The following is a 24472-nucleotide window of genomic DNA, read 5'->3' on the forward strand; positions in this document are numbered from 1 at the left end:
CTCGTTCGCGGCGATCTCGCTGCGGTGCGAGATCACAATCGACGCCTCGGTCTCTACGTCCTTGATCTCAATGGAGCACTGGCCGACAATGTCCGCTGGTTCAATGTGAAGCTCCTTGGGGGAATTCGTGAATAGACCTGCTCGGGTCGTTGCCCAATCGACGTCGTCAAATCCGCCGCAAGGCATGGCGCTGCTGCGCGATCCCCTGCTCAACAAGGGCACCGCCTTCACGGAATCCGAGCGCGCCGCACTCGGCCTGCGCGGCCTGCTGCCGCCTTGCGTGTTGACGATGGAGACGCAGGCGCAGCGCGTCCTCACCAATCTGCGCACGCTGCCGACCGATCTGGAGAAATATGTCGCGCTGAACGCGCTGCATGACCGCAACGAGGCGCTGTTCTTCCGCGTCGTCGTCGACCATATCGACGAGATCCAGCCGATCATCTACACGCCGACGGTCGGGCTCGCCTGCCAGAAATACGGCCTGATCTTCCAGCGGCCGCGCGGCATGTTCATCTCCTCGCGCGATCGCGGCCAGATCGCCGAACTCTTGAAGAACTGGCCCTATCAGGCCAAGCTGATCGTCGTCACCGACGGCGAGCGCATTCTGGGGCTTGGCGATCTCGGCGCCAACGGCATGGGCATCCCGGTCGGCAAGCTCTCGCTCTATTCGGCCTGCGCCGGCGTGCATCCGGAAGCGTGCCTGCCGATCGTGCTCGACGTCGGCACCAACAACGAAGAGCTGCTGAACGATCCCTATTATCTCGGCTTGCGCGAGCGGCGGCTGACGGGCGAAGCCTATGACAGCTTCGTCGATGAGTTCATGCAGGCTGCGCGAAAGACCTTTCCGGGCGTGCTGATCCAGTTCGAGGATTTCGCCAATCATTCGGCGTTCAAGCTGCTGCACAAATATCGCGACGAAGCCTGCGTCTTCAACGACGACATCCAGGGCACCGCGGCGGTGGCGCTGGCCGGCCTGTTCTCGGCCTTGCGAATCTCCGGCGGCAAGCTCAGGGATCAGCGCATCCTGTTCCTCGGCGCGGGCGAGGCGGCGACCGGCATTGCCGATCTCGTGGTGTCGGCGATGATGGCGGAGGGCGCTTCCGAAGCGGACGCGCTCCGGCGCAATTGGCTGGTGGATTCCCGCGGCCTTGTCGTCAGCGGACGCGAAGGTCTCTCCGGCCACAAGCTGCGCTATGCGCATGCCGGCCAGGCGCCGATCTCCGACTTCCTCACCGCGATCAAGACGCTGAAGCCGACGGCGATCATCGGCGTCGCCGCGGTCGGCGGCGCCTTCACGCCCGAGGTGCTCAAGACCATGGCCGAGCTCAACGAACAGCCGATCGTGTTCGCGCTCTCCAACCCGACCTCGAAGGCGGAATGCTCGGCCGAGGATGCCTATCGCTACACCGAGGGCCGCGCGCTGTTCGCCTGCGGCAGCCCGTACGATCCGGTCAAGCTCAACGGTCGCAGCTTCGTGCCGCGCCAGGGCAATAATTCCTACATCTTCCCCGGTGTCGGCCTCGGCGTTATCGCCAGCGGCTCGAAGCTGGTGACCGACGAGATGTTCATGGCGGCAGCCCATACGCTTGCCGATTGCGTCGGCAAGGAGGATCTTGCGCAGGGCAGCCTCTATCCGGCGTTGCCGCGCATTCGCGAGGTCTCGGTCCGCATCGCCGCGGCCGTTGCCGACGTCGCCTATCAGCGTGGGCTGGCGGCCGGACCGGCGCCCAACGACGTCAAGGCCCTGGTCCAATCCCAGATGTACGAGCCGCACTACTGAGGCACCGGATTGGCCGGTCCCTGTGGGGCCTGTCCCGATTCAGGACGCGTCAGTGTGGTGGAATCGTCACAGCCGGCGCGAAATGGCGGCGGCCCCACGCCTGCTTTTGTTCCGACAAGGTTCTGCCCTCATTGCCGGCCGAAAATCGCCCCCGTTCGGAGGGCGTACCATGTCTCGCATTGCACGTGCCGAAACTTCCCGGATTTCCTTCGCAACCTCGAGCCGGCTGTTGCTTGCCATCGCCGGCGCCGCCTCGCTTGCCGCCTGCGCGCAAGCGCCGGTCGGCCGCCAGAAGGCCGATCTCGCCGGCGCCAGCCGGCAGGCCGCGGTCGAGCGCCCGCACCGTGTGGCGGCGCTGCATCCACGCCCGATCAGCCGGGCGCGCGTTCCCCACGGTGACGCAAAGCAGACCGCTTCGCACGGCATTGCCAGCTTCTATTCGGATACGGAGACCGCGAGCGGCGAGAGGTTCGACAGGAACGAGTTGACCGCGGCGCATCCCACCCTTCCGTTCGGCACCAAGTTGCGCGTCACCGATACCAATTCCGGCCGCTTCGTCACGGTCAGGGTGAACGATCGCGGGCCCTATGTTCGCGGACGCGTGGTCGACATTACCCCGTCTGCGGCCGAGGCGCTCGGCATGGTCGACAAGGGCATCACCAACGTTCGGCTCGAGGTCGTGCAATAGGGGCTCACGAGACAAGGCGGCGCGCGCTTAACCGGGTGTTAGCGGCTTCTCGAGCACCATGTATGTCCAAGCAATTTGGGGCAGTTGGGGAGAGGGACGCTTGAACACGATCCAGTATCTTGAAGATCAGGCCGCGCGCGCCGAGCGTCTCGCCAGACGGATCACGGATACGCTGACGATCGAAAAGCTCCTTGCCTTCGCCGACGAACGCCGCCGCGAGATCGAGGTCATCGCCGGCAAGTACCGGCGCGCCTAAAGCATGATCCGGAAAAGTGCGCAGCGGTTTTCCGAAAAGATCATGCTTGAATAACAATAAAGCGCGATGACGATTCTCCTGATCGCATCGCGCTTAGACCCTTCACAGATCCATGCCCTGAGCGCATTCGTGCTTCCTGCGAAGCGCGGAACTTGTTCTCGTCTCCCGCGTCATCTGGCCAGGAGAGAGAGGAGGACAGTATGGGTTTTGGACGAGGTGCTTTGCTGTGGTTGCTTGGCGTGCCGCTGCCGATCGTTCTGCTGCTGGCGTTGTTCTGGCATCACTAAGGTGACTACACTGTACGAAAAGCGCCGCGGCAGCGGCGCTTTTTGTTGCCGCGCAAATCGGCGCAACGCGGCTCAGGAATGGCTTTCCACGAAGTCGCTGAGATAATCAGGCAGCTCTATTCCGTCGATGTCGCAGCGCGCACGGATCTCGCCGGCGACGTCGGTCGAGATGTCCTTCATCCAATGCTCGAGCGTGTTGAAGGAGATCACCTTGATGGGGTCGTTGAAGCAGCCAGCGACGAGCTCGCCGATCGTGGCTTCGAGGTCGTTGCGTTCGATGCGGATTTCGGTCTTCTCATCGCGGCGATCGACCACCACGAACAAGGTTTGGTCCGCCCCGTAAGGTACGATCGATGGTGATGCGCCAGCTTCAAGCATCCTCAGGCACTCGCGACTTGGCTTACGACTTGGCTTCCGATCCCCGTTAACGGGAAAAACCGGAAGAAGGTTCCTGCGCGATTTCGTGAAGTGCCGTCAGAGAAACTCTCGGAGGCGCCAGAGCTCGATGACGTGCTCGGCCGAGAGCACCTCGGTGACGAGCGGCGGCTGCGCCATTGTGCGGATCTCATAGAGGTGACGGGTCGCCACCGGCTTGCCCATGAACGCCGAGATGCAATCGTCGAGCGTGCCTTCGATAACCTGATACGGCTGCCGGTCCGGCTGACGCTGATTGGCCAGCGATGGCCATTTATTCAGCACCGCAAGCGCACCGAAATTGACCTTTGACTCCCCGACAACGTCGCCCATCGTCCCGCCTCACGCAAAAACGCCCCAGCACGCGGATCTGCGTGCCGGGGCCGCACCTGTCGCTGCATCTCAATGCCACAACGCCACAATGCAGCAGCCGCGAAAAGGTTCCCGGTCGCCTTGCCTGATCAGCTCGCCGCCGCCGCGATCTTGTGCCCCGGGCTGGCCTGGCCGGCGAAGCGACGCAAGGCCTCCGCCATCTGCACCCGGCCCGGCACCCCCGTGATCACCACGTCGACCATGGTGAAGGAGGAGTGGAAATGGCCGTGCGCCTTCAGCTGCTCGACCGGGACGCCTGCGGCCGACATCGCCTCGGCATAGGCGATTCCCTCGTCGCGCAACGGATCGAATTCGCAGGTCACCACGAAGGCGGGCGGCAGGCCGGCGACCTTGCCGCGCAGCGGCGAGACGCGCGGATCGGTACGGTCGGCCGGCGAGCAGTAGAGGTCCCAGAACCAGTACATCAGCGAGCGCGTCAGGAAGTAGCCGGTCGCATTGTCGTTGTAGGAGGGACGATCGAAGCTGCAATCGGTGACCGGGCAGATCAGGAGCTGGCCGGCGATCGCGGGCCCGCCGCGGTCGCGCGCGAGCTGGCAGGTGACGGCAGCGACGTTGCCGCCGGCGCTCCAGCCGGCGACCAGCACCGGGCCCGCTCTGCCGCCGAGCTCTTCGGCGTGCTCGGCGATCCAGCGCGTTGCCGCATAGCCGTCTTCGGCCGCGGTCGGGAAGCGATGCTCCGGCGCGTGACGATAGCCGACGCTGACGAACATCATGCCGGTCCGCCGCACCATGTCGCGGCAGAACGGCTCGTCCGACTGCTCGTCGCCGAGCACCCAGCCGCCGCCGTGGAAATACACCACGACCGGATGCGGTCCCGGCGTTGCCGGCCTGTAGACGCGGTAAGGCAGCGCACCGCCCGTGACGGGCAGGGTGCCGTCGACGATGTCGCCGATCGGCCGTCCCGCGGGCCGGCCCTTGTTGAACTCGTTCACGAACGCGCGGGCGCCTTCCGCGCCCATCGACTCGATCGGCGGCAGGTTCAGCGACGCCAGCAGGTTGAGCACCAGCCGCACGTCCGGCTGCAGCCGCACCACCTCGCCGTCATTGCACTGCGCGGCGCCATCAGGGCCGGTAAGCCTGAAGCCGAGCATGCCGCGGCTCACCACCTCGTCGCAGATGCTGCGATAGGGGCCGACGCCGCCGGTATAGGGCATCAGGCCCTGCACCTTGCCGGGCACGTTGGCGCCCGTGTACCAGGTGTTGGCGAGCCGGTGCAGCGTCAGCATCGAACAATCGGCCATGTGCCTGTTCCAGCCGTCCTGCGCCGTCTCGGTCGGCTCGATCGTCGTGAAGCCGCCATCGCGCAGCGCAGCCAGGCGGTCGACCACCCAGTCGACATGCTGCTCGATCGACACCGCCATGTTCGACAGCACCGACGGGCTGCCGGGGCCGGTGATCGTGAAGAAGTTCGGAAAGCCCGCGACGGTGAGCCCGAGATAGGTCTGCGGTCCCTGCGCCCAGACGTCGGTGAGCGACTTGCCGCCGCGCCCGGTGATCGGATGCACGGCGCGGATCGCGCCGGTCATGGCGTCGAACCCGGTCGCGAACACGATGACGTCGAGGTCGAAGCTGCGCTTGTCGGTCGCGATTCCGCTCGCCGTGATCGCCTTGATCGGTTCCTGGCGCAGGTTGACCAGTGTGACGTTGGGCCGGTTGTAGGTGGCGTAATAGTTGGTATCGAGGCAGGGGCGCTTGGCGCCGAAGGGATGGTCGTGCGGCGTGAGTGCGGCAGCGGTCTCGGGGTCCTTCACGGCCGCGCGGATCTTCTCGCGGATCAGGTCCTGGACGATCTTGTTGCCGTCGATGTCGACGGCCTGGTCGGCCCAGAGCTGGGTCAGGATGTGGACGAGGTCGCCGGCTGCCCAGGCACGTTCGAACCGCTCACGACGTTCGGCATCGCTCAATTGCCAGCTCACGACCGTCTGCTGCGGATAGGGCACGCCGGCCATCGACTGGCGCGCCTGCTCGCGATAGGCGGCGCGGTCGCCTTGCAGCAGGCTCATGCGGTCCGACGGCGCCGGGCCGTTATGCGCGGGCAGCGCGAAGTTCGGCGTGCGCTGGAACACGGTCAGATGCGCAGCCTGCTCGGCGATCAGCGGGATCGACTGGATCGCCGAGGAGCCGGTGCCGATCACGGCGACGCGCTTGCCCGCGAGATCGACGCCGCCATGCGGCCAGCGTCCGGTGAAATAGACCTCGCCCTTGAAATCCTTGACGCCGTCGATCTCCGGCGGCTTTGGCGCCGAGAGGCAGCCGGTGGCCATGATGTAATGGCGGCAGGAGACCGGTTCGCCATTGTCGGTGGTGAGCAGCCAGCGCTCCGCCGTCTCGTCCCATCTGGCTTCGGTGACCTTGGTCTTGAAGCGGATGTCGCGCCTGAGATCGTAGCGGTCGGCGACGAAGCCGAGATAGCGTAGGATTTCGGGCTGGGTCGCGTATTTCTCCGACCAGGTCCAGGCGGTCTCGAGCTCGGGATCGAAGGTGTAGCTGTAGTCGATGGTCTGGATGTCGCAGCGCGCGCCGGGATAGCGGTTCCAATACCAGGTGCCGCCGACGTCGCCGGCCTCTTCGAGGGCGACGGCCGAGAAGCCGGCCTTGCGCAGGCGGTGCAGGAGATAGAGGCCGGCAAAGCCGGCGCCGACCACCGCGACATCGACCCGCTGGGCGGTTCCGCGTTCCTCGGAGGCACGTGTAGCGACCAGTGCGTCAGACATGGCATTTCCTCCCGTATGTGTCGTTTTGCCGGCAGGCTATCGCTGCAGGTTCAGCTTGTCATCAGAGCAAGTGCAATCTTCGGTGGTCGTTTGCGGCGGCATCGTGGCCGCGCGCTGGTCGCAGGCTACACGCATCGCGATGCACAATGACCGTGATTACCCGGGCTAATCATGCCCGATCCGTCTGTGTATGCTTGCGGTTACAAGCCATGCGTAGCGACCGAGCGTCATGCCAGAGTTGAGTGAGCGGACCAAAGCGAACATGGACGTCGTCCTGGAGCAGACGTGCCGGCAATTGCCGCATGGCGGCGATCACGACAGCCGCAGATTCATCGCCGAACGCCTGATCGAGGCCGCGCAGGCCGGCCACTCCACGCTCGGCGAGCTCGGCATCGTCGCACGGCGCGCGCTGGCGGAGATTCTCGCAAAGCGAAGTGAGTAAGCCGCGAGGCTTGCCTCCTGGCGCGCCGCGGACATAACCTCACGGGACCCCGTCTGCGCATCGAAATGCCCAGAAGATGCGATCCGTGCTTGCGCTCATTGCGGCTACCGCATTCCTTTGGCTTGCCGGCTCGGCCATGGCTCAGCCGGCCGGACAGTTTCCATTCGCGCTGACGCGCGAAGGACAGATGCTCGGCGCCGTCGAAGGCGAGGTGGCGTCGTTCAAGGGACTGGCCTACGCGGCGCCGCCGGTCGGTGCGTTGCGCTGGCGTTCGCCGCAGCCGACGCCCGAAAGCTCGGAGATGCACACCGCCTACGCGTACGGCGCGCCGTGCCTTCAGCCGGCGCTGCCTGTGGCAAGCGAGGATTGTCTCACGCTGAACGTGTTTCGTCCGTTCGGGGTCGACGGCCCGCTGCCGGTGATGATGTTCATTCATGGCGGCGGCTTCGTCAGCGGCACCGCGAACGAGCTGCTGTTCGACGGTGCCAGGCTGGCGCAGGCCGGCCTTATCGTCGTGACCGCCAATTATCGCCTCGGCGCGCTCGGCTGGCTTGCTCATCCCGCGCTGTCGGAAGGCGGCTCAGGCAATTTCGGCCTGATGGACCAGATCGCCGCGCTGCATTGGGTTCGCGACAACATCGCGGCCTTCGGCGGCGATCGAGACAACGTCACCTTGTTCGGCAGCGGCGCCGGCGCGACGTCGATCGCGCTCCTGATGCTGTCCACGCAAGCGCGCGGTTTGTTCCAGAAGGCCATTCTGCAATCGATCCCCGCCCGCGCGCATCTGCGCTCGGTGCAGGAGGCGGAGGCTGTCGGCCGGCAGTTCGTGACCGCGCTTGGTTCGCAGGCGGATTTGCGCGGCGTCGAACCGCGACGCCTGCTGGCCGCCCAAAGCCGTCTGTTGCAGACCTCGCGTCGCAGCTTCGCGCCGATGAGGGATGGAAGTCTGGTGACCGAGGATATTGCCGCCGGCTTTGCGGCCGGGCATCAAAGCCGTATTCCCCTGATCATCGGCTCGAACGACGACGAGACGGATTTCGACAGCGAGTTCGATATCAAGGAGGAGGTCGCATCGTCAGGCATCAGCAGCAACGAACTGCGCGAGCTCTATCCCGGTCTCGCCGGGCCTTCAGAGCTTGCGGCAAGGTTCTATACCGACAAGATCTTTTCCGAGCCCGCACGATTGCTTGCCCGCCTGCATGCCGCAGGCGGCGCAGCGACCTTTCGCTATCGCTTCGCCTATGTGCCGGAGGCCCGGCGCGCCAGTCCCGAAGGCGGGCACGGGCGCGAGTTACAGTTCATTTTCGGTGCGGAAGGCGTGCCGGGAGCGGGCATCTTCTCGCGGGGCGATCGCAAGCTGGCAAGCCGCATGCGATCCTATTGGATCAACTTCGCCAGGAGCGGCGATCCCAACGGTCCAGACCTGCCGCATTGGGACGCGGAGGCCGGCCGCGATCGCCTGTTGCTGATGACGAACGACGGCGTCGCGAGCGGCGACGATCCCTTGGCGGAGCGTCTGGACCGGCTCGCGCGCTAGCGCGAATGAAGTGGACTTAAGCCGCGAGCTCGACGCGCGGGGCGGGCGTCAGCCGGTCTTCCTCCAGATAATCCATCGCGCCGTCCTTCTCGACGGCGTAGAATTGCTGGCCTTCCCGCGACTTGAAGGCGGCGCGCACGATGCCGCGGCGGCCCTTGTCGCTGTTGACGACGTCCCCCAGCGCAAACTTCCTCATCTCACGTCTCACTTGTCTTCAGGCCGACTGCTTCGGCCCCGCCTGAGATTTTGGGCGGCAAATCGTTAACGACTTGCTAACCATGCCGGTTTGCCTATGCTCGCCGCCGGTCGCGCCGGCACTGGCGCGCGCATTTTGCCGATGAGACGAGCCCATGACGCGATTTCCGACGCTCTTCCTGTCGCATGGCGGCGGTCCCTGGCCGTTCATGGAGGACAGGCGGGTGCAATATGCCAAGACCGCCGCGGAGTTCGGCCGGCTGCCGCAGCTGCTCCCCGAAAGGCCGAAGGCCGTGCTCGTCATCACCGGCCATTGGGAGGCCGACGCCTTCACCGTGTCGACCTCGGCGCATCCGCCGATGGTGTACGACTATTACGGTTTCCCCGAGCATACCTATCATCTCAAATATTCGGCGCCGGGCAGGCCCGAACTCGCCGCGCAAGTGAAGGCGCAGCTGACGCGTGCCGGCCTCGATTGCCGGGAAGATCCCAATCAGGGTTTTGATCACGGCACCTTCGTGCCGCTCGGCTTGATGTATCCGAACGCCGACATGCCGATCGTGCTGCTCTCGCTGAGGTCTGCGTACGATGCGGCCGAGCACATCAAGGCCGGCGAGGCGATCGCCTCGCTCCGCGACGAAGGCATCCTGATCGTCGGCAGCGGCCTGACCTATCACAACATGCGCGGCTTCAACCGGCCGGAGTCCAAGCCCGTCTCCTACGATTTCGAGGCCTATCTGAACGAGGCGATCAGCAACCCGGATCCGGCCCGCCGCAACGCCATGCTGGTCGATTGGGAGAATGCACCGAGTGCGCGCCTGGCGCATCCGCGCGAAGACCATCTGCTGCCGCTGATGGTGGCCGCCGGCGCCGCCGGCAGCGACGTCGGCAGGCGCGTCTTCGTCGACGAAGTCGCGGGCGTGGCGATGGCGTCGTATGTGTTTGGGTGACTTCGTAGGGTGGATTAGCGAAGCGTAATCCACCATCGGGCCGCAATTTAGGTGGTGGATTACGCCTTCGGCTAATCCACCCTACGCAGCAACAACCTCACCCGTATCTCAGCTTCATCACCAGAATGCCGCCGGCGAGCACCATGGTGACGGCGTTGGCGGCGACCAGCGGGGCGTCGCCCGAGAGCAGGCCGTAGATCAGCCAGAGCGCGAGGCCCAGCACCATAACCAGGAACATGCCGAGCGAGATGTCGCCGGTGGAGCGGGTCTTCCACACCTTGATAGCTTGCGGCGCGTAGGCGACGGTGGTGCAGGTGGCGGCGGCAAAGCCGATCAGCTTGATGACGAAGGGGTCCATGCCGGCTCTATAACATGGATTCGCCGATGGTCATCTTCAGGCGCGCGTCGCCATCAGATCACGATACAGTGCGGCATAGTCGCCGGCGCGGCCACGCCAGGAGACGTCGGTCGCAAGGCCGTTTCGTTGCAGCCGGCGCCAGGTCTGCTTGTCGTGGAAGGCGGCGTTGGCCTTGCGCAAGCTGCCGGCGAGGGCATCCGCGGTCACGGGTGCGAACTTGAAACCGGTGGCGTCGCGGCCGGAGGCGTCGGCCTCGCCGATATCGACGATGGTGTCCTCGAGCCCGCCGACGCGCGAGACGATCGGGACGGCGCCATAGCGCAGCGCGCAGAGCTGGGTGAGGCCGCAAGGCTCGAAGCGCGAGGGCACGATCAGCGCGTCCGAGCCGGCCTGGAGCAGGTGCGCCAGGATTTCGTCATAGCCGATCACGACGCCGATGCGGCCGGGATTGGCGCGGGCCGCGGCCTGATAGCGGTCCTGGAGATCGCGGTCGCCGCTGCCGAGCAGCGCGAGCTGCATGCCTTCGCGCAAGATGGTCGGGATCGCCTCGAGCAGGAGATCGAGTCCCTTCTGCCACGACAGCCGGCTGATGACGCCGAGCAGCGGCGCCTCGTCCGAGGAATCGAGGTTGAATTGCTGCTGCAGCACCGCCTTGTTCGCGGCCCGGAACGTGAGGTCCTCGGCGCCGTAGCGGTAGGCGATGTGGGGATCCTCCTGCGGATTCCACACCGAGACGTCGATGCCGTTGAGTATGCCGCTCAGCACGTCGCTGCGTGCGCGCAACAGGCCGCCGAATCCCATGCCGCCTTCGTCGCTCTGGATCTCCCGCGCGTAGGTCGGCGATACCGTGGTGATGCGGTCGGCGAATTGCAGGCCGGCCTTGAGGAAGCTGATGCCGCCGAAATATTCGAGCTCATTGACGTTGAAGGAGTGCCAGGGCAGTCCGATCGACCCGATCAGCTCGGGCGCGAACTTGCCCTGATAGGCCATGTTGTGGATGGTCATCACGGTGCCGGGCCGCGGGCGATTGTCATAATGCAGATAAGCGGGCGCGAGCCCGGCCTGCCAGTCGTGGGCGTGCACGATATCGGGCACGAACGCGGGCACGAGGCCGTGGCCGATGTCGGCCGCGACGCGCGACAGCGCCGCGAAGCGCACGCCATTGTCGGGCCAGTCGACGCCTTCGCTGGTGACGTAAGGATTGCCCGGCCGCGCGTAGAGATGCGGCACGTCGAGCACGAACAGGTCGAGCCCATTGTGGAAGCCCGCGAGCAGCCGTCCGGGACCGCCGAAATAATCCGGCCAGTTGCGGATCTCCGCGGCGCCGGACAACAGTCGCATCACGTCGGGATAGCCCGGCATCAAGGTGCGCATCTCGACGCCGTGCGCCTTCAGCGCGATCGGCAGGGCGCCGGCGACATCGGCGAGGCCGCCGGTCTTGACGATGGGATAGACTTCAGAGGCGACCGCGAGGACGCGAACAGGCATCATCTATTGAGCCCGTCGATCATCGGCTGGGTGATCAGCGAGATACCCTGTTCAGTGGTGCGGAAGCGCTTTGCGTCGAACTCGGGATCCTCGCCGACGACGAGGCCTTCGGGGATCTCGACGCCACGGTCGATCACGACGTTCTTCAAGCGAGCCCCGCGGCCGACATTCACATAGGGCATGATAACCGCGTTCTCGACATTGGCGTAGGAGTTGATGCGCACGCCGGTGAACAGCAGCGAGCGCCGCAGCGAGGCGCCGGAGATGATGCAGCCGCCGGAGACCAGCGAGCTCACCGCCTGGCCGCGCCGGCTCTCCTCGTCATGGACGAATTTGGCGGGCGGCGTGATCTCGGCGTAGGACCATATCGGCCAGGCGCGGTCGAACAAATCGAGCTCCGGCACCACGTCGGTGAGATCGATATTGGCGGACCAGTAGGCGTCGACGGTGCCGACGTCACGCCAATAGGCGCCGTTGTTGCGGCTGGAGCGGACGCAGGAGGTCGAGAACTGGTGCGCGATGGCGCGGCCGTTCTTGACGAGGTAGGGAATGATGTCCTTGCCGAAATCGTGGTTGGAGTCCGGGTCCTCGGCGTCGCGCTTGAGCTGGTCGAACAGGAATTTTGCGTTGAAGACGTAGATGCCCATGCTGGCGAGCGAGACGTCCGGCTTGCCCGGCATCGGCGGCGGATCTTTCGGCTTCTCCAGAAACTCCTGGATCCAGCCGTTCTCGTCGATATGCATGATGCCGAAGCCCGAGGATTCCGCGCGCGGCATCTCCAGGCAGCCGACGGTGACGTCGGCGCCGCTCTCGACGTGCTGGCGCAGCATCACCTCGTAATCCATCTTATAGATATGGTCGCCGGCCAGCACCACGATGAAGCGGCAGGCGTGGGATTCGATGATGTCGATGTTCTGGTACACCGCGTCCGCCGTGCCGACATACCACATGTTCTCGGAGACGCGCTGGCTTGCGGGGAGGATGTCGAAGCTCTCGTTGCGCTCGGGGCGGAAGAAGTTCCAGCCCATCTGAAGATGCCGGATCAGGCTGTGTGCCTTGTACTGGGTGGCGACCGCGATGCGGCGGATGCCTGAATTGACGGCATTCGACAGCGCGAAATCGATGATGCGGGACTTGCCGCCGAAATAGACGGCGGGCTTGGCGCGCCGGTCAGTCAGCTCCAGGAGCCGGCTGCCGCGTCCGCCAGCGAGGACGAACGCCAGCGCCTGACGGGCGAGCGGTTCACTACCCACGGCACTCATGTCATCCTCCCACTCACGCCCGGCGCAGGCCGAGGCCATTTGTCGCGAGAAGCCCCCGCGCCATTGGAACAGATAGTAACGGTACGCATAGTAAATCGTGAAGTAGGTTGTTGGTTGCGAAGGCGGGAAGCTTAATGCTTTGCCTTAGGCGCCGAGCTTCGGCATCGCCGCGGCGACGCCGGGCGGCGGGTGTTCGGGCGCTTCGCGTGCCGGCGGCCTCTCGCAAGGAGGCAGAAGGAGACTTGTGCGCCGCACGCAAATCCGGGCTTTGACTTAACGCAACGATGCCCGATCATGACGCTGCGATCCTTTTCCAAGCGAAACGTCAACAGGAGTAAAGACGATGAGGTTCTGGAAAACGGCAATTGCCTGTTCGCTGGCCGGTGTGGTCATCGCCGGCCAGATCCAGCAGGCGGCGGCAGCCCCGCTGCCGACCAACGTCGCGACCATGAAGGCCGCGGTCGGCGACGACGTCACGCCGGTGCATTGGCGCGGCGGCGGCTGGGGACTTGCCCTTGGCGGCCTCGCGGCCGGTGCAATCATCGGCGGCGCCATCGCCGGCGGCGGACCCTATGGTTATTATGGCGCACCGTATTACGGCGGCTACGGCTATCCAGGCTACGGCTATGGTTATGCCCCCGCCTATTACGGCGGCTACGGCTACGCGCCGGTCTATGCCTATCCGCGCTATTATCGGCCCTATCGTCCGTATTACAGCTACGGCTATTACCGGCCGTACCGGGTCTATCACCGACACTATTACCGCCGATATTGGTGAGCGCCCGCGCCCTTTGGCTTTGAGCATGATCTACGTGCAAACGCGCAACGCGTTTGCACGCATGATTGCTGGAGGCGTGCCAGTTTTTCACAGTAACACAGTAACAATGTGTGATGGCACCGCCGTGCGTCCGGCGGCAGTGTCTGGAACCCAAGGGAACAAAGCGACGTTTGCAGCGCAGGGCAGGGTCAACCGGGAGCGGTGCCGTGCGCGCGCAAACCACACTATTTTTTTCTCTGGCCAGCTTTTCGCTTTTTGCCATTTCTGTTGCCCAGGCCGAAAGCGGGCTTGCCTCGTATTACAGCTATGCAAAAGCCGGCAAGGGCGGCGAGCTGACCTGCGCGCACCGGACGCGTCCGTTCGGCAGCGTGCTCAGGGTGTCCTATGGCAGCCGCTCGATCCAATGCCGAGTCAATGATCGCGGTCCTTTCATCCGCGGTCGGATCGTCGACCTCTCGGTCCCCGCCGCGCGGGCGCTTGGCATGATGAGTGCCGGCGTGGTGCGGGTCTCCGTGGAATAGGCCGAACCGCGCGCTATAGTGCCGCTCAAAGCATTGGGGAGCACTATGGCCAGGATCAGGGTGGGACTCGTCGGCTGCGGCTTCGTGTCGGAGCTGCACATGTATGCCTTCCGGCGCGTCTATGGCGTGGATGTCGAGGTCGCGGCGGTCGCCGCGCGTGGCGACAAGGTCATCGCGTTCGCGCAGCACCACAATATCCCGCGCGTCTACCGCAGCTTCACTGATCTGATCGCCGACCGCGAGCTCGACGTCGTCGACATCTGCACCCCGCCGAACCTTCATGCCGAGATGATCGTCGGCGCCATGCAGGCCGGCAAGCATGTGATCTGCGAAAAGCCGTTCGCCGGCTATTTCGGCCGCGAGGGCGATGCGCAGCCGATCGGCAGGCGCGTGCCGAAGGCGCTGATGTACGAGCGCGTGATCGAGGAGATGGACAAGACGCGCGCGGCGATCGCGCGCACCGGCAAGCTCTTCATGTATGCCGAGGACTGGGTCTACGCGCCTGCAGTGACCAAGACGGCCGAAATCATCAGGGCGACAAAAGACAAAATCCTGTTCATGAAGGGCGAAGAGAGCCATTCCGGGTCGCATGCGGCCCATGCCGCGCAATGGGCGATGACCGGCGGCGGCTCGCTGATCCGCATGGGCTGCCATCCGCTCTCGGCCGTGCTTCATCTCAAGCAGGTCGAGGCCAGGGCGCGCGGCGAGACCATTCGCGTCGCCAGCGTCACCTGTGATGTCGGCAACGTCACCGCCGGTCTCAAGCCCGAGGAGCGCACCTACATCAAGGCCAATCCCGTCGACGTCGAGGACTGGGGCACGCTCACCGCCACGTTCTCCGACGGCACCAAGGCCACCGTGTTCTCCGGCGACATGATCATGGGCGGCGTGCGCAACCTGATCGAGACCTACACGTCCGGCGGCTCGCTGTTCGCCAACATCACCCCCAACAATCATCTGATGAGCTACCAGACCAGCGAGGACAAGCTTGCCTCGGTCTACATCACCGAGAAGGTCGACCGCAAAACCGGCTGGCAATATGTCTGCCTCGAGGAGGAATGGACGCGCGGCTATCTGCAGGAGATCCAGGACTTCATGGAATGCGTGGCGACGGGGCGACAGCCGCTGTCGGACCTCGCGCTGGCCTATGAGACGATCAAGGTGAACTACGCCGGCTATTGGGCCGCGGAGGAGGGACGACGGGTGGTGCTGTGAATGAGATCGTCACCGCTCTCTCGCTCCGCAAGCGGCAGGCAGTCGCATATGCGAGCGATCTCGCCTGTGGCCATCCTTCGAGACGCCCGCCGTTGGCGGGCCCTCAGGATGAGGACCGGGTGCGCGGCTCGAGTTTCAACCAGCACCAATGCTGCTTAGCCTCATCCTGAGGAGACCGCGAAGCGGTCGTCTCGAAGGACGAGGCGCGCGCTCAAGTCTCCCAAAGCGCCGTATGCGATAGCCCTGCCGCATGCGGGGAGAGGCGAAGAAATTCGCTCACGCCCCGTAGGTCGAGCCCTTCGGCAGCGGGAATACCGGGTCCTGGGTGCGGATGTTGGTCGGCCACACCACCGAGATGTGCTCGCCGGCATTCTGCATCACCACCGGGGTCGAGCGTTCGTTCTGGCCGGAGAGCGGCGTGCCCGGCGGGAAGAATTTCACGCCGTAGCCCTGAATGGTGCCGCCGGCGGGAATGTCGACGTCGAGCGCGGCCTTGCGAATGGCCTCGGGCTCGAAGCTGCCGTACTTCTCCTTGGCGACCGGCAGCACGTTGTTGAGCAGCACCCAGGTCTGGTTGAAGCCCATCGAGCAATGCGGCGGCACGTCGGTGGCGCCGGTCTTGGCCTGATAGCGCGAGACCATGGTCTTGATCAGCTCGCCCATGCCCGGCGCGAGCTTGGCGGGATCGAGCAGCTGCGCCGGCACCGGATCGATGTTGCAGAAATTGTCGATATCGGCGCCGAAGGTCGCGCGCAGCTTGTCGAGCTGGCTGTAGCCGGCGCCGGCGCCGAACAGCATCTTGAAGCGCAATCCGCTCTCGCGGGCCTGGCGCAGGAACAGGGTGATGTCGGGATTGTAGCCGGCGTGCGAGATCACGTCGGCCTTGGCGCGCTTGATCTTGGTGACGAGCACCGAAAGGTCGGGCGCGGAGGCCGAATAGCCTTCACGCAGCACGACCTGGATGCCGGCCTGCTTGGCGTAGGTCTCGTCGGCGGCGGCGACACCGACGCCGTAGGGCCCGTCCTCGTGGATCAGTGCGACCTTGACCTCCTTCGGATCGATGCCGAGCTTGGCCTTGGCGTGCTCGACGAGGAAGCCGGCGAAGGCCTGGCCGTATTGGTCGGAATGGATCTGCGCGCGAAACACGTATTGCAGGTTCTTGTCCTTGAACACGGCGGTGGAGACCGCGGTCGTGATCCAGAGAATCTTCTTCTGCTGCTCGACCTTGGCCGCGAGCGGCACCGCGTGCGAGCTCGCATAGACACCGTTGAGGATGTCGATCTTCTCCTGGCTGATCAGACGTTCCGCTTCGTTGATCGCGACGTCGGGCTTGCTCTGGGAATCCGCGGCGACAGGAGCGACCTTGTATCTGCCGCCGACACCGCCCTTCTCGTTGACGAGGTCGATGGCGATCTGCGCGCCGATCGAGGAGGCGACCGAGCCGCCGGCGGCGAAGGGGCCGGTGAGGTCGTAGATCAGGCCGATGCGTAAATTCTCGGCTTGCGCCTGGGCCCTGGTCCAATCGAGGCTGAGTGTGGCGGCGGCAGCCGCCGTACCCTTCAGCAGCTGCCTGCGTGAAGTCGGCATCCTATCCTCCCTCAAAACCGTCGTATGATCTTGTTATCTTTTGCGAAGTATGGGGAGCGCGACGACGGAAAGTCAACATCGCGAAAGTCGAGGTCAGTCGCCCGCGGCATGGAACGCAAATGCGAAATGACGGCGAGGCGCGCGTGACGTCTGGTCACGGGGTCATGCGCTGAGCTTCGTCGCCGGATAGTCGGCGGCGGACTGCCGTCGTCCCTGCATCAGGTCATCGGTCGGTTTCGACCGGTCATCGATCTGGATCCTCCAGCCGCGGCGGGAGCGGCTCCGCGCGTCGCATGCTTCGCGCAGCGACCAGGTGTCGCCGGTGCCGGCGGATAACCTAGCTTGCGTAGGTGCGTTCCAGGGACCGACGCTGCAGGTGCCGATCCAGTGCCAGGTTGACGAGACGAGTCAGCAGCTCGCCATAGGGTACGCCGGAGGCTTCCATCATCTTCGGGTACATGCTGATCGACGTGAAGCCGGGCAGGGTGTTGATCTCGTTGAAACAGAATTCACCGGAGTGCCGGTCGAGGAAGAAGTCGACGCGCGCGAGGTCACTGCATTCGAGGGCCGCGAAGACCTGCACCGCAAGCATGCGCACGCGCGCCATCTGGGCGGCGTCGAGCTTGGCCGGAAGATCGACCCGGGCGCCGTCGGGGTCCAGGTACTTGGCCTCATACGAGTAGAATTCGTGATGGGCGTTGGGATTGAGCTCGCTGGCGATGCTCGCGAACGGCGTCTCGCCATCGAGCACCGCGACCTCGATCTCCCGGGCGTCTATACCCTGTTCGACCAGCACCTTGACGTCATAGCGAAATGCGTCGTCGAGCGCCGCGCCGAGCGCTTCCCACGTCTTGACCTTGTGAATGCCGACGCTGGAGCCCATGTTGCACGGCTTGACGAAGACCGGAAGCGCCAAGCCCTCGGTCGCCTTGGCGACGGACGCGGCGCGGTCCCGAACGAAGGCCTTGCGGGTCAGCACGCGATAGGGCGCGACCGGAATGCCGGCGAATCCGGCGAGGCGTTTGGCGACATCCTTGTCCATGCTGACGGCGGAGGCGAGAACGCCCGACCCGACATAGGCAACCTCCGCCAATTCCAGGAGGCCCTGCACGGCGCCGTCCTCGCAGAGCGGCCCATGGAGGACAGGAAAGACCACGTCGATATCGAGCGGGCCAGCTCCGCTTTGCCAGATCGGCACGAGCGCGCAGCGTCCGTCGGGGCCCCGGGCGAGCCGCATCTCGGGTGCGTCGGGCAGGATCGGCAAGGACGCCGCCTGCGCCCGATCAATCGCATGCAGATCGTTCCACTGCCACCGTCCTGCCTTGTCGATGGAGACGGGGATGACCTCGAAGCGCGAGCGGTCGAGATGCCTGAGCACGGAGGCGGCGGATTTCAGCGAGACCTCGTGCTCACCTGACCTGCCACCATAGAGAACGACGACGCGAATCTTGTCTGCCATGGCTCAACTATCACGCGCTCCGTCCGGGAGTCACCTCCGTGGTCCCGTCCATGCAGCAGGATGACCATCAGGACAATCGGCGCCGGCGGGAGACGCCGGCGCCGTGTCGTCACAGGGCCCGTGCCGCTCAGCCCGGTCCCGCGCCCTGCGTCGCCGTGAACACCGCGTAGAGCGACTGGCTCGCGGCCATGAACAGGCGGTTGCGCTTGGGGCCGCCGAAACAGACGTTGCCGCACACCTCCGGCAGGCGGATGCGGCCGAGCAGCTTGCCCTCCGGCGACCACACCGTCACGCCGCTATAGCCGACGGCACGACCGGCATTGCTGGAGGCCCATAAATTGCCGTTGACGTCGCAGCGCAGGCCGTCCGGCCCGCACTTCACGCCGTCGACCACGCAGTCGCTGAACTTCTTGTGATTCGACAGCTTGTTGTCGCTGCCGACGTCGAACACGAAGATCTCGCCCTTGCCGCCGGGTCCGGTATCGCCCGGTCCCTTGCCGGTGGAGGCAATGTAGAGCTTCTTGTAGTCGTGCGAGAAGCAGAGGCCGTTCGGATCAGGCACCTGCTCCTCGGTGACGACGAGGTCGATGCGGCCGGAGGGGTCGATGCGATAGCAATTGGTCGGCAGCTCGCGCCTGCCCGGTGTGAAGCCGGCCGGCTGTCCGATCCGCGGATTGAGCTTGCCGCCCGCATTGCTCGGGCCGCCCGCGACGTCAGGCTCGCCTTCGTAGAGCTGACCGCCATAGGGCGGATCGGTGAACCAATAGCTGCCGTCGGGATGCGCGACGACGTCGTTCGGCGAGTTCAGCTTCTTGCCCTGATAGGAGTCGGCCAGCACCGTGGCGGTGCCGTCATGCTCGTAGCGCGTCACCCGGCGGGTCAGATGCTCACAGGAGAGCTGGCGGCCCTGGAAGTCGAAGGAGTTGCCGTTGGAATTGTTGGACGGCGTGCGAAACACGCTGACGCGGCCGTCGTCCTCGCTCCAGCGCATCTGCCGGTTATTGGGAATGTCGCTCCAGAGCAGATATCGTCCTTGCGCGCTCCATGCCGGGCCCTCGGCCCAAAGCAAGCCGGTGTAAAGGCGCTTGATCGCGGTGTTGGGCTGCGCGAGATCGTTGAAGGAGGGATCGACCGCGATGATGTCGGGGTCCCAGAAATAGGTCGTCGGTGCACCGTTGGGGCCGAAATCGCGTGGCGGGGTGGTGATGGTGGTCGGCGGTGCGGCGGGTCCGGTCTGGGCCAGCGCAGGGCCGGCGACGGTGGCCGCGGCGCCAAGCGCAAGCCCCCGGACAAGTGTTCGTCGTGAAAGCGCAGCATCCTGCTCACGCTGTTCTTGGCGTGTCATCGCGTCCTCCCAGTGATGTTCGGCTGGCCGGTTGATCCGGCCGAGCAACCGGAGGTTAATGCGGTCCGGAGTCGGTTGCGAGGGCGGAAATCGGATTCGCGCGATGTAGCGGCCGCAATCCCGTCATATTCGAATGCGCTCGAAATGGATGCGCTTCGCGTTCGCCTTGCGCCGTTTGCAGGGCTCGAAAATGTTCCGCAGGATTGAGCAAAAATTTGCTTGCGGCAAAGCGCGGCATGCAACGCATTCGGCCCGGTTCAAGCCATGATTTTGCGCGCATTGCCCCGCAGACACCGTGCGGGGGCGATGAACGGAGTTAAATGTGGCTGGCGTCATCGTATTGATCGTGTTGCTGGGGATCGCATTCGCGGCCGGCTATTTCACGCGTGACCACATCTCCAACAAGCGGCGTGCGGAAGCCCGCCGCTGGCGCGAATACACCGAGCCGGATTGGCTGTCCGCCAACGCGCCCGCCAACACCAACGAGATCGCAAGCGCCATCACGGCCGTACCCGTGGTCAACGGCGAGCTCGGCCAGATGCTGAACCGCTGGGAGACGAGGGCCCGCGCCCGCCGCGCAGGATAGGGGAGATCGGCGTGGAGAGAGCGAGCGCCGCCATTCCGCTCTCGTGCCCCGGACGCAGCGCATCGGCGAAGCGATGATACGGAGCGCCCAATCAGGTCAGCCCCCTTGACCATCTTTTGGCGTTGCAGTTGCGGCCATTTCTCGTCTAGAAACGGGCCACTGAGCCTCCCGGCAACCAACCGTCAACGGTTTTGACCGAGGATTTGAGGGCTCAAAGGGTCCGGCAATGCTGATTCGCGGCCAAATCGAAGGGATTTCGGGGGAGGTGGCTCTGGCCGCCGCCACGATCCCGGCCGCGCTGCTGCCCACCCTCCTTCTTGGCGGCCTTCTTCTTACTTGCCCCTGAGGGCCGGCTGGGCGCCACGCGCCTGGGCGCTCAGGGGTTGGTCGAGATCACCGGACACCTCACAAGCGCCAGGGGACAAATCGGTCTGAACGGCGCAAACGCTCAAAAGGAAATTTCGTAATGGCCACCCAGAACAAGTCCGACAAGGACCGCGTCATCATTTTCGACACCACGCTTCGCGACGGCGAGCAGTGCCCCGGCGCCACCATGACCTTCGAGGAAAAGCTCGAGGTCGCCGAGCTCCTGGACGATATGGGCGTCGACGTCATCGAAGCCGGCTTCCCCATCACCTCCGAAGGCGACTTCCAGGCCGTCAGCGAAATCGCCCGCCGCTCCAAGAACGCCGTGATCGCCGGCCTGTCGCGCGCCCATCCCGCCGACATCGATCGCTGCGCCGAGGCGGTGAAGTTCGCCAAGCGCGGCCGCGTCCACACCGTGATCGCGACCTCGCCGCTGCATATGCGGGTGAAGTTGAACAAGACCCCGGAGCAGGTGATCGAGACCTCGGTCGCCATGGTCGCGCGCGCCCGCAACCAGATCGACGACGTCGAATGGTCGGCCGAGGACGGCACCCGCAGCGAGATGGATTTCCTGTGCCGCATCGTCGAGGCCGTGATCAAGGCCGGCGCCACCACGGTGAACATCCCCGACACCGTCGGCTACACGGTGCCGGAGGAATACACCCACTTCATGAAGACGCTGATCGAGCGCGTGCCGAACTCGGACAAGGCGGTGTTCTCCGTGCACTGCCACAACGATCTCGGCATGGCGGTCGCGAACTCGCTGGCCGGCATCGTCGGCGGCGCGCGCCAGGTCGAGTGCACCATCAACGGCATCGGCGAGCGCGCCGGCAACGCCGCGCTCGAGGAGATCGTGATGGCGATCAACGTGCGCAACGACAAATTCCCCTACTGGAACAAGATCGACACCACCCAGCTCACCCGTGCCTCGAAGGTGGTCTCGGCGGCAACCTCGTTTCCTGTCCAGTACAACAAGGCCATCGTCGGCCGGAACGCGTTCGCGCATGAGAGCGGTATCCACCAGGACGGCGTGCTGAAGGACGCCTCGACCTACGAGATCATGCGGCCGGAGATGGTCGGCCTGAAGCAGTCCTCGCTGGTGCTCGGCAAGCACTCCGGCCGCCACGCCTTCGTGCACAAGCTGGAGGAGATGGGCTACAAGCTCGGCCCGAACCAGCTCGAGGATGCGTTCACGCGGATGAAGGCGCTGGCCGACCGCAAGAAGGACATCTACGACGAGGACATCGAGGCGCTGGTTGACGAGGAGATGGCGGCGTCCCACGACCGCATCAAGCTGACCTCGCTGACCGTGATCGCCGGCACCCATGGCCCGCAGCGCGCGACCATGAAGCTCGACGTCGACGGCCAGATCAAGATCGAGGAGGCCGAGGGCAACGGTCCCGTCGACGCGGTGTTCAACTGTATCAAGCGCCTGGTGCCGCACGAGGCCAAGCTGGAGCTGTATCAGGTCCATGCCGTCACCGAGGGCACGGACGCGCAGGCGGAAGTGTCGGTGCGCTTGTCGCAGGACGGCCGCTCGATGACGGCGCGCGCGGCGGACCCCGATACCCTGGTGGCGTCGGCCAAGGCCTATCTCGGTGCGCTCAACAAGATCGTCATGAAGCGCCAGCGCGACACCGTGACGACGGCCGCGGCGAGCTGACGTTTCTTCGCCTCTCCTGCTTGCTTGCGGGAGAGGCCGACACGCGAAGCGTGGCGGGTGAGGGTTGTTTCCCCACGGGGAATGTCCCGTTGCCGAAACACCCTCTCCCGCAAGCGGGAGAGGGTGCGCAGCAGTGCCTGCGGCATTCACCATGAATACCTGCCCTGCTAAGGGCCAATAGCGGTGTAAGCCGGCGGCCTGTATTGATGCAGCCGGGCAAGAGGAAAGGCCGCTCCGCACGCCGGGCGGCCCAAATAACAGCAGGGAGAGATTATGCGCACCTTCGCGATCGCCGCGTCCATCGCGGCATTGGCACTCGGGCTGGCCGGGCCGGCATCGGCCCAATCGCCGATCATCATCAAGTTCAGCCACGTCGTCGCCACCGACACGCCGAAGGGCAAGGGGGCGGAGAAGTTCAAGGAGCTGGCCGAGAAATACACCGCCGGCAAGGTCAAGGTCGAGGTCTACCCGAACTCGACGCTGTACAAGGACAAGGAAGAGCTCGAGGCGCTCCAGCTCGGCAGCGTGCAGATGCTGGCGCCATCCAACTCCAAGTTCGGACCGCTCGGCATCCGCGAGTTCGAGGTGTTCGATCTGCCTTACATCCTGCCCGACATCAAGACGCTGCGGAAGGTGACGGAAGGGCCGCTCGGCACGCGGCTGCTCAAGCTGCTGGATGCCAAGGGCATCACCGGCCTTGCCTATTGGGACAACGGCTTCAAGCAGATGAGCGCCAACAAGAAGCTGATCACGCCCGCCGACTATCAGGGCGTCAAATTCCGCATCCAATCCTCTCGCGTGATCCAGGCCCAGTTCAAGGCGCTCGGCTCGCTGCCGCAGGTGATGGCATTCTCGGAAGTCTATCAGGCGCTGCAGACCGGCGTGGTCGACGGCCAGGAGAACACCTGGTCGAACATCTATACCCAGAAGATGCACGAGGTGCAGAAGTACATCACCGAGACCAATCACGGCTATATCGGCTACGTCGTGATCGTGAACAAGAAGTTCTGGGACGATCTGCCGGCCGACATCCGCGACCAGCTCACCAAGGCGATGAAGGAAGCAACCGAATTCGGCAACACGCAGTCGCAGAAGGAGAACGACGACGCGCTCGCCGAAATCAAGAAGAGCGGCAAGAGCGAGATCATCAAGCTCACGGCGGAGCAAAACGAGGCGATGCGCAAGGCCATGGAGCCGGTCTACAAGGATGCCGCGAGCCGCATCGGTCAGCCGCTGATCGACGAATTCCTCAAAGAGGCCAAGAGCGCGACGAACTGATCGATCCGAACGATGAACCAAGGCTTCCGTGCGGTCTGCACGGAAGCCTTCTTGTTGCGAACGATTCCGATTGCGGAGGTAAAATCGCGCGTTACATCTTGGTAAGGACGCGCTCCCTGTCCAACTTGTAAGTTGCGCGTCAGTCGCACCGCGCCCATCCTCACGGACGTCCTTCCAGAGGAGGTTCGGATGAAGAAGTTCACCATCGCCGCCATCGCCGTGCTCAGCATCGCCGGCTCAGGCGCGGTCTACGCCCAATACCATCGCCCGTGGATGGAGCACGTCCGCCACATGCGCATGAACCCCGAGGATCGCGCTGCCCTCATCGACGCGCGGATCGCCGCCGTCCATGCCGGGCTGAAGCTCAACGCCGATCAGGAGAAGCTGTGGCCGCCGGTCGAGGCTGCCGTGCGCGACTTCGCCAAGCTGCGCATCGACCGCGCCAATGCGCGGATGAATGCCGGCCCCGGCGATGCCGGCAAGGACGCCGACAGGCCGGAAGATCCGGTCGCCCGTCTGCGCCAGCGTGCCGAGGACATGGGCGCGACGTCCGCGGCCCTGAAGAAGATCGCCGACGCCGCCGATCCGCTCTACAAGACCCTGGACGAGGGCCAGAAGCGGCGCCTCGCCGTGCTGACCCGCCACCGCGGCCCGTTCGGCGGCGGCGACGACGGCCCGCGGCACCGCCGCTTCATGGAGCGCGGCATGGACCGCATGATGGGGCACGGCATGGACCACCATGACCGCGACGGCGGCGAAGGCCGCGACCGCGAGGGCAGGCTCTGAACGAGGCGGGTCTTGCCGGGGTCAGCCCCGGGATTAACTTTGGCGAAGCCGCTGGAATCCAGCGGCTTTTCGCTTTTCCGGAGCTGTGGAAGAACCTTGGAAAACTTGCGACCGATCGCTTGCC

At 64.9% G+C, this 24472-nt stretch carries 23 protein-coding genes; 13 read left to right on the forward strand and 10 right to left on the reverse strand.

The window, feature by feature from the left end; translation table 11 throughout:
- The first annotated feature begins 127 nt into the window (after positions 1 to 127).
- The 3 genes from D6B98_RS02570 to D6B98_RS39660 all read left to right on the forward strand — a co-directional run bounded on the left by D6B98_RS02570 (position 128) and on the right by D6B98_RS39660 (position 2724).
- Positions 128 to 1780, forward strand: a complete 1653-nt coding sequence (locus tag D6B98_RS02570) for an NAD-dependent malic enzyme (RefSeq protein ID WP_126255365.1) — start codon at positions 128 to 130, stop codon at positions 1778 to 1780.
- A 169-nt stretch (positions 1781 to 1949) separates the two neighbouring features.
- Complete coding sequence (locus D6B98_RS02575) at positions 1950 to 2468, forward strand: septal ring lytic transglycosylase RlpA family protein (protein WP_126255366.1); 519 nt, start codon at positions 1950 to 1952, stop codon at positions 2466 to 2468.
- A gap of 100 nt (positions 2469 to 2568) precedes the next feature.
- Positions 2569 to 2724: a hypothetical protein gene (locus tag D6B98_RS39660; RefSeq protein ID WP_164718340.1), complete on the forward strand. Its 156-nt coding sequence runs from the start codon at positions 2569 to 2571 to the stop codon at positions 2722 to 2724.
- Between the two features lie 359 nt (positions 2725 to 3083).
- Here the strand turns inward: D6B98_RS39660 and D6B98_RS02580 are convergent, their stop codons facing one another.
- The 3 genes from D6B98_RS02580 to D6B98_RS02590 form a co-directional block, all read right to left on the reverse strand.
- Positions 3084 to 3389, reverse strand: coding sequence for a hypothetical protein (locus tag D6B98_RS02580; RefSeq protein ID WP_126255367.1), 306 nt, complete (start codon positions 3387 to 3389; stop codon positions 3084 to 3086).
- A 96-nt stretch (positions 3390 to 3485) separates the two neighbouring features.
- Positions 3486 to 3758, reverse strand: coding sequence for a hypothetical protein (locus D6B98_RS02585; RefSeq protein WP_126255368.1), 273 nt, complete (start codon positions 3756 to 3758; stop codon positions 3486 to 3488).
- Positions 3759 to 3886: 128 nt separating this feature from the next.
- Positions 3887 to 6532, reverse strand: coding sequence for a flavin-containing monooxygenase (locus D6B98_RS02590; RefSeq protein ID WP_126255369.1), 2646 nt, complete (start codon positions 6530 to 6532; stop codon positions 3887 to 3889).
- A gap of 229 nt (positions 6533 to 6761) precedes the next feature.
- Here D6B98_RS02590 and D6B98_RS02595 point away from each other — a divergent pair, with 229 nt between their 5' ends.
- Together D6B98_RS02595 and D6B98_RS02600 are read left to right on the forward strand one after the other, a co-directional pair.
- On the forward strand, positions 6762 to 6974 hold the full coding sequence (locus D6B98_RS02595; RefSeq protein ID WP_126255370.1) for a hypothetical protein: 213 nt from the start codon (positions 6762 to 6764) through the stop codon (positions 6972 to 6974).
- A gap of 76 nt (positions 6975 to 7050) precedes the next feature.
- A complete protein-coding gene (locus D6B98_RS02600; RefSeq protein WP_126255371.1) occupies positions 7051 to 8511 on the forward strand; it encodes a carboxylesterase/lipase family protein in 1461 nt (486 codons plus the stop codon).
- A gap of 16 nt (positions 8512 to 8527) precedes the next feature.
- On the opposite strand, the gene D6B98_RS02605 is transcribed toward D6B98_RS02600, so the two are convergent.
- A complete protein-coding gene (locus tag D6B98_RS02605) occupies positions 8528 to 8707 on the reverse strand; it encodes a hypothetical protein (protein ID WP_126255372.1) in 180 nt (59 codons plus the stop codon).
- Between the two features lie 154 nt (positions 8708 to 8861).
- Here D6B98_RS02605 and D6B98_RS02610 point away from each other — a divergent pair, with 154 nt between their 5' ends.
- Positions 8862 to 9656 carry a DODA-type extradiol aromatic ring-opening family dioxygenase gene (locus tag D6B98_RS02610; protein WP_126255373.1) on the forward strand — a complete coding sequence of 265 codons (795 nt, stop codon included), beginning with the start codon at positions 8862 to 8864 and terminating at the stop codon, positions 9654 to 9656.
- A 97-nt stretch (positions 9657 to 9753) separates the two neighbouring features.
- Here D6B98_RS02610 and D6B98_RS02615 read toward each other — a convergent pair whose 3' ends face one another.
- The 3 genes from D6B98_RS02615 to glgC are packed head-to-tail and all read right to left on the reverse strand — an operon-like array spanning position 9754 to position 12764.
- Positions 9754 to 10014 carry a SemiSWEET transporter gene (locus D6B98_RS02615; protein WP_126255374.1) on the reverse strand — a complete coding sequence of 87 codons (261 nt, stop codon included), beginning with the start codon at positions 10012 to 10014 and terminating at the stop codon, positions 9754 to 9756.
- Positions 10015 to 10050: 36 nt separating this feature from the next.
- Entirely contained in the window at positions 10051 to 11505 is a 1455-nt protein-coding gene (glgA, locus tag D6B98_RS02620; RefSeq protein WP_126255375.1) for a glycogen synthase GlgA, read from the reverse strand.
- A complete protein-coding gene (gene glgC, locus D6B98_RS02625) occupies positions 11502 to 12764 on the reverse strand; it encodes a glucose-1-phosphate adenylyltransferase (RefSeq protein WP_126255376.1) in 1263 nt (420 codons plus the stop codon). Before glgC ends, glgA begins: the two co-directional genes overlap by 4 nt.
- Positions 12765 to 13107: 343 nt before the next feature.
- Between glgC and D6B98_RS02630 the strand changes: the two genes are divergently transcribed.
- The 3 genes from D6B98_RS02630 to D6B98_RS02640 all read left to right on the forward strand — a co-directional run bounded on the left by D6B98_RS02630 (position 13108) and on the right by D6B98_RS02640 (position 15278).
- On the forward strand, positions 13108 to 13542 hold the full coding sequence (locus tag D6B98_RS02630) for a hypothetical protein (protein ID WP_126255377.1): 435 nt from the start codon (positions 13108 to 13110) through the stop codon (positions 13540 to 13542).
- 206 nt (positions 13543 to 13748) lie between these two features.
- Positions 13749 to 14063 carry a septal ring lytic transglycosylase RlpA family protein gene (locus D6B98_RS02635; protein ID WP_126255378.1) on the forward strand — a complete coding sequence of 105 codons (315 nt, stop codon included), beginning with the start codon at positions 13749 to 13751 and terminating at the stop codon, positions 14061 to 14063.
- A gap of 45 nt (positions 14064 to 14108) precedes the next feature.
- Complete coding sequence (locus tag D6B98_RS02640) at positions 14109 to 15278, forward strand: Gfo/Idh/MocA family protein (RefSeq protein ID WP_126255379.1); 1170 nt, start codon at positions 14109 to 14111, stop codon at positions 15276 to 15278.
- Positions 15279 to 15554: 276 nt separating this feature from the next.
- On the opposite strand, the gene D6B98_RS02645 is transcribed toward D6B98_RS02640, so the two are convergent.
- The 3 genes from D6B98_RS02645 to D6B98_RS02655 form a co-directional block, all read right to left on the reverse strand.
- On the reverse strand, positions 15555 to 16865 hold the full coding sequence (locus D6B98_RS02645) for an ABC transporter substrate-binding protein (protein WP_126255380.1): 1311 nt from the start codon (positions 16863 to 16865) through the stop codon (positions 15555 to 15557).
- 337 nt (positions 16866 to 17202) lie between these two features.
- A complete protein-coding gene (locus D6B98_RS02650) occupies positions 17203 to 18324 on the reverse strand; it encodes a D-alanine--D-alanine ligase family protein (protein WP_126255381.1) in 1122 nt (373 codons plus the stop codon).
- A 127-nt stretch (positions 18325 to 18451) separates the two neighbouring features.
- Positions 18452 to 19669 carry an SMP-30/gluconolactonase/LRE family protein gene (locus tag D6B98_RS02655; RefSeq protein ID WP_126255382.1) on the reverse strand — a complete coding sequence of 406 codons (1218 nt, stop codon included), beginning with the start codon at positions 19667 to 19669 and terminating at the stop codon, positions 18452 to 18454.
- A gap of 322 nt (positions 19670 to 19991) precedes the next feature.
- Here D6B98_RS02655 and D6B98_RS02660 point away from each other — a divergent pair, with 322 nt between their 5' ends.
- The 4 genes from D6B98_RS02660 to D6B98_RS02675 all read left to right on the forward strand — a co-directional run bounded on the left by D6B98_RS02660 (position 19992) and on the right by D6B98_RS02675 (position 24348).
- Positions 19992 to 20255, forward strand: a complete 264-nt coding sequence (locus D6B98_RS02660; RefSeq protein ID WP_126255383.1) for a hypothetical protein — start codon at positions 19992 to 19994, stop codon at positions 20253 to 20255.
- A gap of 466 nt (positions 20256 to 20721) precedes the next feature.
- A complete protein-coding gene (locus D6B98_RS02665) occupies positions 20722 to 22284 on the forward strand; it encodes a 2-isopropylmalate synthase (protein WP_126255384.1) in 1563 nt (520 codons plus the stop codon).
- A gap of 273 nt (positions 22285 to 22557) precedes the next feature.
- Complete coding sequence (locus D6B98_RS02670; RefSeq protein ID WP_126255385.1) at positions 22558 to 23562, forward strand: TRAP transporter substrate-binding protein; 1005 nt, start codon at positions 22558 to 22560, stop codon at positions 23560 to 23562.
- 189 nt (positions 23563 to 23751) lie between these two features.
- The gene (locus D6B98_RS02675; RefSeq protein WP_126255386.1) at positions 23752 to 24348 is read left to right on the forward strand and encodes a Spy/CpxP family protein refolding chaperone; all 597 of its coding nucleotides are present in this window, start codon (positions 23752 to 23754) and stop codon (positions 24346 to 24348) included.
- Positions 24349 to 24472: the final 124 nt, after the last annotated feature.

Source organism: Bradyrhizobium sp. LVM 105 (genome assembly GCF_003957705.1).
GTDB classification, from domain to species: domain Bacteria; phylum Pseudomonadota; class Alphaproteobacteria; order Rhizobiales; family Xanthobacteraceae; genus Bradyrhizobium; species Bradyrhizobium frederickii.